Annotated in this window: 11 protein-coding genes; 6 read left to right on the top strand and 5 right to left on the bottom strand. The window is 47.4% G+C overall.

Features of this window, described 5'->3' with window-relative positions; genetic code table 11:
• From crcB to rmf, 3 genes are all read left to right on the top strand, one after another.
• The gene (crcB, locus tag MHN31_RS08865; RefSeq protein WP_125559788.1) at window positions 1-381 is read left to right on the top strand and encodes a fluoride efflux transporter CrcB; all 381 of its coding nucleotides are present in this window, start codon (window positions 1-3) and stop codon (window positions 379-381) included.
• Window positions 382-392: 11 nt separating this feature from the next.
• The gene (gene serS / locus MHN31_RS08860; RefSeq protein WP_239444090.1) at window positions 393-1,682 is read left to right on the top strand and encodes a serine--tRNA ligase; all 1,290 of its coding nucleotides are present in this window, start codon (window positions 393-395) and stop codon (window positions 1,680-1,682) included.
• A 517-nt stretch (window positions 1,683-2,199) separates the two neighbouring features.
• Entirely contained in the window at window positions 2,200-2,370 is a 171-nt protein-coding gene (rmf, locus tag MHN31_RS08855; RefSeq protein WP_010384607.1) for a ribosome modulation factor, read from the top strand.
• 510 nt (window positions 2,371-2,880) lie between these two features.
• On the opposite strand, the gene MHN31_RS08850 is transcribed toward rmf, so the two are convergent.
• Both MHN31_RS08850 and MHN31_RS08845 read right to left on the bottom strand, forming a co-directional pair.
• Window positions 2,881-4,047 (bottom strand): putative manganese transporter, encoded by a 1,167-nt coding sequence (locus tag MHN31_RS08850; protein ID WP_239444089.1) that lies wholly within the window; start codon window positions 4,045-4,047, stop codon window positions 2,881-2,883.
• 72 nt (window positions 4,048-4,119) lie between these two features.
• Complete coding sequence (locus MHN31_RS08845; RefSeq protein ID WP_125559620.1) at window positions 4,120-5,751, bottom strand: M28 family metallopeptidase; 1,632 nt, start codon at window positions 5,749-5,751, stop codon at window positions 4,120-4,122.
• A gap of 182 nt (window positions 5,752-5,933) precedes the next feature.
• On the opposite strand from MHN31_RS08845, the gene MHN31_RS08840 reads away from it, so the two are divergent.
• The 3 genes from MHN31_RS08840 to MHN31_RS08830 are packed head-to-tail and all read left to right on the top strand — an operon-like array spanning window position 5,934 to window position 8,738.
• The gene (locus MHN31_RS08840; protein ID WP_125559618.1) at window positions 5,934-6,755 is read left to right on the top strand and encodes a DUF3025 domain-containing protein; all 822 of its coding nucleotides are present in this window, start codon (window positions 5,934-5,936) and stop codon (window positions 6,753-6,755) included.
• Window positions 6,752-7,537 carry an ATP-binding cassette domain-containing protein gene (locus tag MHN31_RS08835; protein WP_138538212.1) on the top strand — a complete coding sequence of 262 codons (786 nt, stop codon included), beginning with the start codon at window positions 6,752-6,754 and terminating at the stop codon, window positions 7,535-7,537. Before MHN31_RS08840 ends, MHN31_RS08835 begins: the two co-directional genes overlap by 4 nt.
• The gene (locus MHN31_RS08830; protein WP_239444088.1) at window positions 7,530-8,738 is read left to right on the top strand and encodes an ABC transporter permease; all 1,209 of its coding nucleotides are present in this window, start codon (window positions 7,530-7,532) and stop codon (window positions 8,736-8,738) included. The genes MHN31_RS08835 and MHN31_RS08830 overlap by 8 nt, the downstream gene beginning before the upstream one ends.
• Before the next feature lie 48 nt (window positions 8,739-8,786).
• Here the strand turns inward: MHN31_RS08830 and MHN31_RS08825 are convergent, their stop codons facing one another.
• The 3 genes from MHN31_RS08825 to tsaA all read right to left on the bottom strand — a co-directional run bounded on the left by MHN31_RS08825 (window position 8,787) and on the right by tsaA (window position 12,310).
• Window positions 8,787-9,587 carry a UDP-2,3-diacylglucosamine diphosphatase gene (locus tag MHN31_RS08825; RefSeq protein ID WP_010384619.1) on the bottom strand — a complete coding sequence of 267 codons (801 nt, stop codon included), beginning with the start codon at window positions 9,585-9,587 and terminating at the stop codon, window positions 8,787-8,789.
• Window positions 9,588-9,716: 129 nt separating this feature from the next.
• Entirely contained in the window at window positions 9,717-11,441 is a 1,725-nt protein-coding gene (locus tag MHN31_RS08820; RefSeq protein WP_194867249.1) for a proline--tRNA ligase, read from the bottom strand.
• A gap of 158 nt (window positions 11,442-11,599) precedes the next feature.
• On the bottom strand, window positions 11,600-12,310 hold the full coding sequence (gene tsaA, locus MHN31_RS08815; protein WP_125559607.1) for a tRNA (N6-threonylcarbamoyladenosine(37)-N6)-methyltransferase TrmO: 711 nt from the start codon (window positions 12,308-12,310) through the stop codon (window positions 11,600-11,602).
• Window positions 12,311-12,323 lie beyond the last annotated feature (13 nt).

Raw genomic sequence — 12,323 nt, 5'->3', positions numbered from 1 at the left:
TTGATTAAAACTTACCTGATGATTGCGACCGGTGGCGCATTTGGCGCCTGCCTGCGCTTTTTTATTAGTGATATCACCTTAAAACTCTTGGGTAAGGGATTCCCTTTTGGTACGTTGACCGTTAATATTCTGGGTTCACTGTTGATGGGCATTCTCTACGGATTAATTGATAAGCAGGTCATTGAAGTATCTCCGGCTAAAAGTTTGGTCGGGATTGGCTTCTTGGGTGCTTTAACGACATTTTCTACCTTTTCTATGGATTCTTTGCTGTTACTTCAGCAAGGCCAGATAATGAAAATGGTACTTAATATAGTGTTGAATGTCGTGATGTGTATTTTCATGGCCTGGATAGGCCTGTGCTTAGTCATGCAAAAAGGTTAAAAGAATAAACTATGTTAGATGCAAAGTATTTACGTCAGGACATTGAGGAAGCAGCAGAGCGTTTGAAAAAACGTGGCTTTGAGCTCGATGTGGCTGCTATTAACGCGCTGGAAGAAAAACGAAAAACACTTCAGACCAAAACGCAGGAACTGCAAAGTGAGCGTAACAGCCGTTCCAAAGCGATAGGCCAGGCTAAAGCAAAAGGTGAAGACGTTCAGCCATTACTGGATGCTGTTGCTGACCTGGGTGATCAGCTAAGTGCCGCAAAAACAGAGCAGGATGAAGTGCTGGCTCAGTTGCAAGATATTGCTGCAACCTTACCAAATTTACCTGCCGAAGATGTTCCAGTTGGCGCAGATGAAAGTGAAAACGTTGAGGTGAGCAAGTGGGGCGAGCCAAAAGCGTTTGACTTTGAAGTTAAAGATCACGTTGACCTGGGTGAGGCGTTAGGTAAAGGTCTGGATTTTGAAACCGGCGTTAAGCTTAGTGGCTCTCGCTTTACGGTAATGCGTGGTGGTATTGCTCGTCTTAACCGTGCATTGTCGCAATTTATGCTGGATACGCATACAGACCAAAACGGTTATACCGAAATGTGTGTGCCTTACCTGGTTAACAAGGCAAGCTTGTACGGCACGGGACAGTTACCTAAGTTTGCTGAAGATTTGTTTCATACGGAAGCATTAAGCGAAGACCAGGACGGCTACAGCCTAATTCCTACTGCCGAAGTACCTCTGACCAATTGCGCACGCGACGAAATTTTCGACGAGAAAGAGCTACCAGTTCGCATGACTGCGTATACGCCATGTTTCAGAAGTGAAGCGGGCAGTTATGGTCGTGACACACGTGGTCTTATCCGTCAGCATCAGTTCGATAAAGTAGAGTTAGTACAGCTGGTTAAGCCTGAAGATTCGATGGCTGCGTTGGAAGAGCTGACAGGCCATGCAGAAGGCATTTTGCAGGCACTGGAGCTGCCTTATCGTAAAGTCGTCTTGTGTACCGGCGACATGGGCTTTGGTGCGGCAAAAACTTATGACCTTGAAGTTTGGTTGCCTGCGCAAAACACTTACCGTGAAATTTCTTCTTGTTCAAACATGCAGGACTTCCAGGCGCGCCGCATGCAATCGCGTTTCCGCCGTGCTGGTGAGAAAAAGCCTGAGTTACTGCATACACTAAATGGTTCAGGTTTGGCGATTGGCCGTACTTTGGTCGCAATATTGGAAAACTATCAACAAGCAGATGGCTCTATTGTCGTACCAACTGTATTAAGACCATACATGGGTGGTCTTGAGAAAATCCAGTAAAACGCTTAACGCGTTGATCTAAGGCCGCATTCTAGCGGCCTTTTTTATTACAAATTAATGAATGTTTTTTTACGCTGATTTGTTAATGAACAATCTAATATTTCACTAGAACAAGATGACTTTTAAGGGTTATCTTTATTTTCTGCATTAATTTTCTGTTTACCCATATTTGTTACTTGCCAGTCATCGTTCGCTTGTTGCATGTGAAAACGATATATGATTTATTGTTTTTGAAGGTTTGGCCAATCCTGAATTAGTCGACCTGTGTCTGGCGAAAAAGCGCGTTCACAGTCGGCCGTTGTTTAACCATATGCAATAGTAAAAATGTTAGTAGTTAGATGAAATTCGAGCTATCGGCTGTCAGGCAGCCTGCGGCGAAGCACTGAATCAAAGTGTACAGAGGACCCTGTCGTGTTTCGTACGGATTGATATTTACGAATTTATTAACTATTTATTAAATGTGGATGTCGTCAAGACGAAAGCAACTCGAAAAATATGAAAGGTGAGGAATTTACCTATGAAGAGACAGAAAAGAGACCGTTTAGAAAGAGCACATGCCCAGGGATTCAAAGCAGGTTTAGCGGGCCGGTCCAAAGATTTATGTCCATATCAGCAAGTAGAGCACAGATCAGAATGGTTGGGGGGATGGCGAGAGGCCATAGATAACCGCAACATGTACAAAACCTAAATTCCTATAAATATCTAATGACTAAGCAAGGTCAAAAGCCCCTACGATGGGGCTTTGTTTTTTTGTATTTAAATCCTCCTACTAATCTTTCTTGTATCGTTGCACCATATTGGCCTCAAAATAGCGCGTGTAGACCCGATTGTTTCGATTAGGTGTTACTCAGCGTTGAACCCGTTGCGCTCTCTACCGTTGCTGCTAATGGGGCAGAGTGCCTAACTGTACAATGCATCAGTAACCTGAAGCTAAATAGTCAAGATCAGTACCAATTAACGTAGTAGCTATGAACCTATTCTTATTATGTGATTATGGAGTCGTCTCGAGCGCGATGAGCTGACGTGTTGAAGGTTTTTCAGGCTGAGCCTCAGGGATAAAGAAACTTGCGCCGAATGCTTATCTGGTGGCGCTGAGATTGCACTTAGTCAAAGTACAGAGCAATGATCTTTGGATGTTTATGTTTGAACAGGCACCACTGGGTGCCTGTCTAGCAAATCTTTCGGACAAAGGGTGAAATTACAGATTGGCAAAGTAATATAGCCCATAACCCACAAACAGTGCCGGTATGGCCGAGTAGAGTGTGGCCACGACCGCAGCGCCGGGGGCGAGTGCCAGGGCCGGAAACAATGCGTCTCCATCGTTTGCCACCGCGTTGGCTGCCAGTGCACTAAAAGGTAAAACTCCCTGAATATATAAGCTGGTTACCACTATCTGAGGGCCACAGCCTGGTAGCATGCCAATGGCTATTGCGATAAGGGGGGCGAAAACGGCGTATTGGGAAAACCAAGCAGCCAGATCTAAGCCAAACAGAGCGACAGACAACTCATAGAGCATAAAACTGGCGACAACCCAGGCCGTGACAAAATGCGTATCGTGGATCACCTTGGCAAGCTTGGAAGGGGGATCTTGCTCATCATCTTCCGCAGTGACTTCCCGATAACTTTGACCTTTAGAAGACAACGCCCAGATTGTGAGTGCAAACAGGGCAAGTGCCGCACCTGCCAGTTCAACGGGCTGTGTCAGTATGCCTAAATCGGTGTTAAATGCGATAAGCAAAGCTATCATCAGGCAAGGGAGAAGTACCCAACGCCATACAGGTTCACTGAAACGGATAGCACTAGACGGCGCTTTACATTCAATCACATTTTTACTCTGCGCATCGGGTTGGCAAAACCCGGGTTTGTGTAACAGGTTAACGACCAAACCACTGACTATGCCTACGGCAATACCCAAAGTGATGATTGTAAGTCCCTCAATTGGCTTTTTAGCCAGAAGCAAAAAAGCTGCATCCCCCATGGTTGCAGTCAGTACGGCGACCACTGACGCAAAGCTTGCCTGGCCTTTCGTAAATTGAGTAACCACTATGATGGCGCCACCGCAGCCAGGCAGAGCGCCAAGTACTGCGGCCATAGAGATTTCCAGTGCCGGGGATTTCGCTTTAAGATAGCTGAGTTCAAGTTGCGGCAGTCGGTCGACCAGAAAGTAATAAATAGCGAGTGTGCCGGCAACAAATACGCTTACCTGAAAAAACGCATCTGCAAGTGTGGCGATAGTCAGCTCACGGAGAGGTTCGAATAAAATCGCCAGACTGACTAGCATGGGAAGCAATAATCGCTTGTTTGCTATAAAGGAAGAGAGCGCTGATTTACCTCTGGTTGTGACAGAGTAGGATTGTGAGAGCATAAAAAGTGCAACCGGTTGAAAACACAGTTGCACTTTAAAATGTTATTAAATGAAAATCAATATCATTTGTATTTATTTGTTGCGCTGGAACTCCGAGGTTGCTTTCCAGGTTGGCCATTCACTTTGCTGTGAAATGTCATAACCGACCTGGAAGAACAATTGGAGATCTTGTACTGCACCGCTCAAATCCCACTCATCGCGGTAACGGTCACACGGTTGGTGATAACAACCACGTAGAACCAGACTCATGCGCTTACGATATTGTGCTGTGGCCTCATCACGCGCTTCTGTACCACCGCCAGCATACATTGCCGGCACACCCATGTTAGCGAAGGCGAAGTGATCTGAACGGTAGTAGCCGCCAGCAGCCGGGCGCGGATCACCAGAAACAACACGGTTTTGCTCTTTAGCAGCTGTCTCAAGCATCTCATCCAGTGATGACTTGCCGATACCGACGACGCTGATGTCTTTCACTTTACCCAGCAGGTTGAGGCTATCCATATTGATGTTAGCGACCGTTTTGTCCGCAGCAATCACCGGGTTCGCTGCATAGAATTTAGAGCCTAAGAGACCTTGCTCTTCCGCGGTAACCGCCAGGAATGTGATAGAGCGGTCTGGTTTTACGGGTAGTTTGCTGAATGCTTCCGCCACTTCGATCATGCCACCTGTGCCGGTTGCATTATCGTGCGCGCCATTGTAGATCTTATCGCCTTTACGGTTAGGATCGGTACCCAGATGGTCCCAGTGCGCAGAATAGATGATGTGCTCATCACTGTGTTTTGCGCCAGGCAAAGTCGCGATGAAGTTATAAGACGTTGACGTACTGATCTTGCTTTTCACGGTAACAGACGCGGTCAAATCGCCCATATCGACGTGATATGCGCCGGCTGCGGCTTTTTCTTTCGCTTGCGCGAAGTCCAGACCGGCTTTAGCAAATAGCTCTTTGGCAACGTCACTGGTAACCCAGCCTTCTACCGCGACACGATCCATGTTGTTGTTTTCTTTTTGGAAGCCAAACTGAGGACCACTCCAGGAGTTCTCAACAACACTCCAGGGATAAGAGGCAGGTGCTGTTTCGTGAACGATAATTGCACCAGCTGCTCCCTGACGGCTCGCTTCTTCATATTTATAAGTCCAGCGACCGTAGTAGGTCATGGCTTCACCGGTGAACAGCGCAGGATCTTTGCGTGCAAAGCCCGGGTCATTGACCAGCATGACAACCGTTTTTCCGCGCACATCCAGGCCTTCATAATCGTTCCAGCCATACTCCGGAGCGTTCACACCATAGCCGACAAATACCAGCTCAGAGTCTTTAATAGACTCCAGTTTGCTGATACGACCCGTACCCATTACCATGTCTTTCTTGTATTCGTAGTCTTTTCCACCAATGCTCAGCGTCATGTTTGGATCGGCTTCGATTGAGACCAGAGGTACTTCCTGGAAGAAGCTATCGCCATTACCCGGCTGAAAGCCAAGCTCTGTGAAATGCTTTTTCAGGTAAGCGAGGGTCAGCTCTTCACCTTTTGTAGACGGTGCTCGACCGCCAAATTCATCAGAGGCCAGGGTTTTGATATGTCCGGCCAGTTGCTCTGCATTGATGCTGTTATAAGCCGCATTTACGTCGCCTGGCTGGTTAGTTTGTGTCGCCATACAGCCAGCTAACACAGCAACAGAAAGTGCGCTTAGCGCTAGTTTTAGTTTCATAGTGTTATTATCTTCGCTTGTTGTTATACGCCGTTAGTATAACGTTATTTGTATTGATATTTCGACTTTTGGCGACAATTGACGGGTTTGTACAATTACTGAACAAAGTCGGCTGGGATAAGGCGGCTCGCTGAGGTAAAATGGCTGCTTTGATTTATGCCAGAGAAAGATAAACCGGCAATATGAATAAATTTACCGCGCCAGAACACTGGCATGCAGACCTGTTCAGTCAGGCGCCATTTGAGCATTTAGAAGAGTTATTTGCACTCAGTCATCACTCAGACTGGCCATCTTTCACTTGGCTGAATGAACAAAAAGATAGCACGCAAAGTCGCGACATTGTGTTTACACCAAACAGTGAGCTGGAAAGCGAAACTTTGTATTACGAGGAGATCATAGCGCAAACCCATCGCATTCCGACCCGTGAAAACAACTGGCACGACTTTTTTGGTGCCCTGATTTGGTGTCTCTTTCCGCAAACTAAGTCTTTGCTTAACCGTTTGCATATGCAGGAAATCGCAGAGCACGGCCTGAAGCAACGTAGTAAAAAGCGCAATGCCCTGACTCTGTTTGACGAATGTGGTGTCGTGCTCGCGATACCTGACTTGAGCTGGCAAAGTGCGTTAAGAGCGCATCAGTGGCAGGAGGTTTTCTATGAATACGGTGCGATGTGGCATCATAATCTGTTGCCATTTACCTTTGGTCATGCGAATTATGAAATGCTGACCAAGCCCTTTATCGGTTTAACGGGTAAAGTGGTTTGTATCGAAGTTGATGAGGCCTTTTATCATCTGCCTTTGCAACTTCAGTATCGCCATCTGGACCAGAAACTGGTTAATATGATAGAGCGTCAAGGGCTGTTAGATAATAACCAACAGATGTCGCCATTACCCTTGCTTGGGATCCCACAATGGTATCAGGGGCAACAGGATCTGGCTTTTTACAGTGATACCGACTACTTTCGCCCCAAGCGGCAGCCGGTTAAGAAAAAGGATACTCAGTGATACAGGTTGAAGGTTTAAAAAAACGCTTCAAGCTCAGCAAGGAGCACAACAAAAATAAAACCAGTAGCGATCCTCGAGAACGCAATGGTTATTTTCATTCTGTCGAGTCTGTTTCGTTTCAATGCCAGCAGGCGGAGGTACTTGGGTTACTTGGGCCCAATGGTGCGGGCAAAACCACCACCCTCAGGATGCTATCTACTGCGCTTACACCTGACAGTGGTGCAATCTTTGTCGGTGGACAGGATATCGTTAAAAAACCGCTTCACGGGCGGCGTAGTATCGGTTTTTTGTCTGGTACAACGGGGTTATATGGGCGACTGAGTGCGCAAGAAAACGTCGAGTACTTTGCCAGATTACATGGGCTTAAAGGCAAATCATTGAAAGCACGTTGTGAGCTGTTGTATGAGACACTGGATATGACCTCATTTCTTGATAAGCGGGCAGAGAGCCTGTCAACCGGAATGAAGCAAAAAACCAATATCGCCAGGGCCGTGGTGCATGAACCCCAGGTGGTTATTCTGGACGAGCCGACAACAGGTCTGGACATCATGACCAAACAAACCGTGCTGACATTTATCAGGCAGTTAAAAGAACAGGGCACACCCGTTATTTTTTCTACTCACCATCTGGATGAAGTGGATATGTTGTGCGATCGGGTGTGTGTGATTGATAAAGGTGTCAGTTGTTTTGACGGAGATTTGGCGACGTTTCGTGAGCAAGGAAAGAATAGGGAACTTAATCAGGCGTTTTTAAACATTGTTCGGGAGGCACAAGATGTTTGAGGTCATGTTCAAGGAGCTTCGAGAGCTGCTTAGAGATAGAAAAACCTTGTTCTTTGTGATTGCGCTGCCCATTGTAATCTTTCCTGTGTTGTTCGCTTTTGTGGCTTTTTTAACTTCTAAGGCAGCACTCGAAGCTGAGCAAAAAGTCCATACCTATTTTGTAGTCAACGAAGACTACGCACCTACTTTTTCCGACACCTTGTTCTACCACCGCAGCTTTAAACGATATGAAGGAGAGGCTCAGCTTGATAGTGTCTCTGCATTGCGTGACGCAGTCAGGCAGGGCATTATCGATGTGGGTATCTATATCCCGGCGGCGCCAGACAAACAGTTAGCTCAAGGCGAACAGAGCCGGTTTCAGGTGGTCTTTAATGATGCGCAGTCGATCAATTACATTTATAGTAGGATAAAAAAGGTTATTGATACCTATTCAGCCAAACTGACGGAGCAAGCGCTCAGTGAGCTCGGTGTGGATACCGATAAGCAAGGCGCGGTGCTTCAGCCTGTGCTGATGGAAAAAGTGGACACCGCTGATCGGCGAGAAAATATTGGCGAGAAAATCGGTGCTTTTATTCCCTATATGCTGATCCCGCTGGTACTAATGGGAGCCAGTTACCCGGCTATCGACCTCGGTGCAGGTGAAAAAGAACGTGGTACACTGGAGACGTTGCTACTGACACCATTGACTCGTACTCAGCTGGTTTTAGGTAAGTTCCTCACTATATTGATCAGCTCTATAGCCTGCGCTTTGGTGACTGTATCCAGCATGTCTATCTGGATTGGCTTAGCCAGCGGCTTTGGGGCGCTTGATTCTATCCTGAGTGCTTTTGCGAGTGTCACTCAATGGGATTTTTTACTTATTTTTGCATTGCTGTTGCCTGTGGCTATGATGTTGTCATCTTTGGTATTGGCTATCTCGATTTATGCGCGTAGCTTCAAAGAGGCGCAAAATTACATGGGGCCTTTGAGCATGTTGGTGTTTGTGCCCATCGTGGTGTCTGTTTTACCTAACATGGCGTTAAATGCCAAAACCGCCTGGATCCCTATCACAAATGTTGCGCTGGCGATTAAAGAAATCGTCAAAGGAACGGTGGACTACCAGGCCGTGGGTATGATTTTCCTGGCTTCAATCCTGCTCGCAGCCGCGCTACTGGCATGCTGTGTGCGCTGGTTTAGCCGTGAAGAGGTATTATTCAGATAAAGCGACGGGCTAGCATGGATAAACGCAGACTTTATCCATGCTAGTTGCTTAAGCGGCTTTCACATCTTGCGGCGAACTGGCTTCCGGTTCAACGACGGTCAGCACTTTCTTAATGTCTGACCAATGCAGTAGCTCAATGCGGCCTTGCTCATTTTCAACCAGCGCTGTGCAATTCTCAATCCAGTCACCATCGTTACAATATACGATGCCATCCATAACCGAGATTCTTGGTTGGTGGATATGGCCACAAATGATGCCATCGACACCGTGCTTTTTGGCTTCGTGTACGGCGGCTTGTTCAAAGGCATGAATGGCTTCACGGGCTTTATGGACGCGGTTTTTCAGCCAGGAAGCTAAAGACCAGTAATGACCACCGTATAATCTTCGGATCCGGTTAGTCCAGCGATTAAGAAATAGCAAAAAGTCATAGGCCGCGTCGCCGATAATGCTGATTAGTTTGTTATATCGGGTTGCGGAATCAAAGTCATCGCCATGTAAAAGTAAGAACCGCTTACCCGCTGACGTAGTATGTACGTAAGTTTTGTGCACTTCGACGTGAAACAGCGTTTTACCCACATAATTGCGAAAGGTTTCGTCGTGATTGCCAGGGATATAAATAACCCGGGTGCCATTTTCGGCTTTTCGCTGAATACACTCCAGCACCTGATAGTGACTTGGATGCCAAAAGAACTGACGTTTTAAAGACCAAAGGTCAACGATGTCGCCAACCAAATATAAGGTATCGCAGCGAGTACTGTTAAGAAAGTCCAGCAGGAAATCGGCTTTACAGTCTTTGTAGCCAAGGTGGACATCGGAGATCCAAATTGTCGGATAGTAGGTTTGTGTCATAGCCATGTTCTCGAGCGTAATAAGCCCTAAGTTAGAGACGGCGGATGACAAAAGCAGGGCAGTTACGAGAAGCTATTATGACAGCAAAGAGAGAAACAGAGCGCAACTGTGTACGCTCTGTCTGAAGGTTTATTTACCCAGTGCCTTAGCAATTTCTGCAACGGCAGAATCGATGTCCAGCATGAGTTTTTCACCTGTACGGCGGTTTTTCAGTTCAACCTGGTTGTTATCCAGGTTGCGCTCACCAATTACGAGCGTGTATGGCACACCAAGTAGCTCCATGTCGTTAAACATCACACCCGGGCGTTCTTTACGGTCGTCGAATAACACCTCAACGCCGGCCGCTTGCAGATCGGTATAGAACTTCTGTGCAATATCTGGAATACGATGTGACTTGTGCATGTTCATTGGCACAATCGCCAGCTCGAATGGGGCGATAGCCTGAGGCCACTTGATCCCGTAATCGTCGTTGTTTTGCTCAATCGCAGCAGCGACAATACGTGATACACCAATACCATAGCAACCCATGGTCATTACCTGGTTTTTTCCGCTTTCACCTAATACACCGGCGCTCATGGCTTCTGAGTACTTAGTTCCCAGCTGGAAAATGTGACCCACTTCAATGCCGCGTTTTATTTGTAGCGTGCCTTTGCCACACGGGCTTGGATCGCCTTCAACCACATTGCGAATGTCAGCAACCGTGTAATCTGTGACATCACGATCCCAGTTGATGCCGCTGTAGTGCACGCCATTTTGGTTTGCACCTGCGACGAAATCGGCCATTACCGCAGCGCTGCGATCAACGATAACTGGCATGTTCAGACCAACCGGGCCCAATGAACCTGGCTTAGCGCCAATGGCTGCAACTATGTCTTCTTCTTTTGCCATTTCCAGCGGAGCGTCTATCAGTGGCAGTTTTTCTGCTTTGAGCTCATTCAGCTCATGGTCGCCGCGCAGGATCAGAGCAACCAGACCACGTTGGTCGTCTTCGTCAGGTGCACCATAGACGATCAGTGTTTTAACACCACGGTGTGGTTTAACACCATGCTTTTCTTTGAGCTCGGCAATGGTGTTTGCTTCAGGCGTATCGAAAGTATTCAGTTCTTTCGAAGGCTCAGGGCGAGACTCTGATGGCGCAACAGCTTCTGCCTTTTCGATATTAGCGGCATAATCACTGTCTGTGCTGAATGCAATGGCATCTTCGCCAGACTCAGCAAGCACATGGAATTCATGTGACACGCTGCCACCAATAGAGCCGGTATCTGCGATGACCGGGCGGTAATCCAGGCCCAGACGCTCGAAGATGTTACAGTAAGCCTGATGCATTACCTGATAGGTTTTTTCCAGACATGCATCATCCAGGTGGAAAGAGTAGGCATCTTTCATCGTAAATTCGCGCGCGCGCATCACACCAAAACGAGGGCGTACTTCGTCGCGTACTTTAGTCTGAACCTGGTACAAGGTCAGAGGCAGTTGTTTGTAGCTGCTGACTTCACGGCGTACCAGATCGGTGATCACTTCTTCGTGTGTCGGACCCAGCGCAAATGGACGGTTATGTCTGTCATTGATGCGCAGTAGTTCCGGACCAAATTGTTCCCAGCGGCCAGATTCCTGCCATAGATCCGCAGGCTGAATGATGGGCATAAGCATTTCAATGGCACCGGCTTTGTCCATCTCTTCGCGTACGATGTTCTCTACTTTACGCAGTACTTTCAGGCCGGAGGGTAGCCAGGTGTACAAACCTGAGGCTAACTTGCGGATCATGCCCGCACGTAACATCAGCTGGTGGCTGATCACTTCTGCATCTGCAGGCGTCTCTTTTTGAGTCGCTAAAATATATTGACTGGTACGCATACTTGTTCCGTTCAAATGAAGATTGCTTCGGCCAACCGACCACGCAACCCTAAGTTGTTGTAGTATTTTTGTCGGGTTAGTTTAACAGCGCTAAAACCGCTTAAAAAGCTTTATTTATCGTGAAAAAGCGACTGTTCTGATGGCTGAAGAGTTTTTGCTCAATCCGGCTGGATATGAGTCACTTCCAGCACCTGGTTGTGCTCGCCGTCGACCATCCAGCGAATGTTGAAGTCATACAGATTCATACCATAACTTTGCGTATCTGCCTTCTTTTTCTTATACGCCGGGCGTGGGTCCTGCTTGAGCACGTTGGTTATGAAGGCTTTAAGCTCCGGGTAATCGCTTTGGGTATTAATAAAGGCTTCGGCTTGTTCGCTGAAACTGACGGTCATTGCCGTTTCAGGACGGGTATCGGCAAATCCGGCTGCCGCGTCGGTCAGCGCGTCAGAGTAGGGCAGATAAGGTTTTATATCAACAATGGGCGTGCCATCCAGTAAGTCAATACCAGACAGCAAAAGTGCAAGTTGTCCGTTTTTGTATTCAACGCCTTCGAGTTTCACCGCACTCATACCAATACCATTGGGACGAAAGGTGGCGCGAGTTGCGAATACGCCTTTACGCTCGTTGCCCCCCAGCCGTGGTGGCCGTACTAAGGCAGAGTAGCCTTTGTCAGCGGTTTCATGAAAGCGGAATAATAGCCAAAGGTGACTGAACTCTTCTATTCCTCGTACGAATTCTTCGCGGTTAAATGCGTCGCAAAATACCAGTTTGGCCTTTGCCTCTGGCACCAGGCGAGGTTGTCTGGGAATAGCAAACTTTTGTTTATATGGTGAGTGGATCACACCGATTGGCTGTATATCGAATTGCACGCTTTATTCCGGC

It is taken from the genome of Pseudoalteromonas sp. McH1-42 (assembly GCF_022347845.1).
Lineage (GTDB): Bacteria > Pseudomonadota > Gammaproteobacteria > Enterobacterales > Alteromonadaceae > Pseudoalteromonas > Pseudoalteromonas rubra_D.
Note: the sequence above shows the minus strand (reverse complement) of the source record. Positions and strands in the feature narration are given on the sequence as shown.

What these genes read in the sequence shown, in the direction of transcription:
- serS (WP_239444090.1), top strand. Translation starts at nt 393, where the DNA reads ATGTTAGATGCAAAGTATTTACGTCAGGACATTGAGGAAGCAGCAGAG.
- rmf (WP_010384607.1), top strand. Translation starts at nt 2,200, where the DNA reads ATGAAGAGACAGAAAAGAGACCGTTTAGAAAGAGCACATGCCCAGGGA.
- MHN31_RS08850 (WP_239444089.1), bottom strand. Translation starts at nt 4,047, where the DNA reads ATGCTCTCACAATCCTACTCTGTCACAACCAGAGGTAAATCAGCGCTC.
- MHN31_RS08845 (WP_125559620.1), bottom strand. Translation starts at nt 5,751, where the DNA reads ATGAAACTAAAACTAGCGCTAAGCGCACTTTCTGTTGCTGTGTTAGCT.
- MHN31_RS08840 (WP_125559618.1), top strand. Translation starts at nt 5,934, where the DNA reads ATGAATAAATTTACCGCGCCAGAACACTGGCATGCAGACCTGTTCAGT.
- MHN31_RS08830 (WP_239444088.1), top strand. Translation starts at nt 7,530, where the DNA reads ATGTTTGAGGTCATGTTCAAGGAGCTTCGAGAGCTGCTTAGAGATAGA.
- MHN31_RS08825 (WP_010384619.1), bottom strand. Translation starts at nt 9,587, where the DNA reads ATGACACAAACCTACTATCCGACAATTTGGATCTCCGATGTCCACCTT.
- MHN31_RS08820 (WP_194867249.1), bottom strand. Translation starts at nt 11,441, where the DNA reads ATGCGTACCAGTCAATATATTTTAGCGACTCAAAAAGAGACGCCTGCA.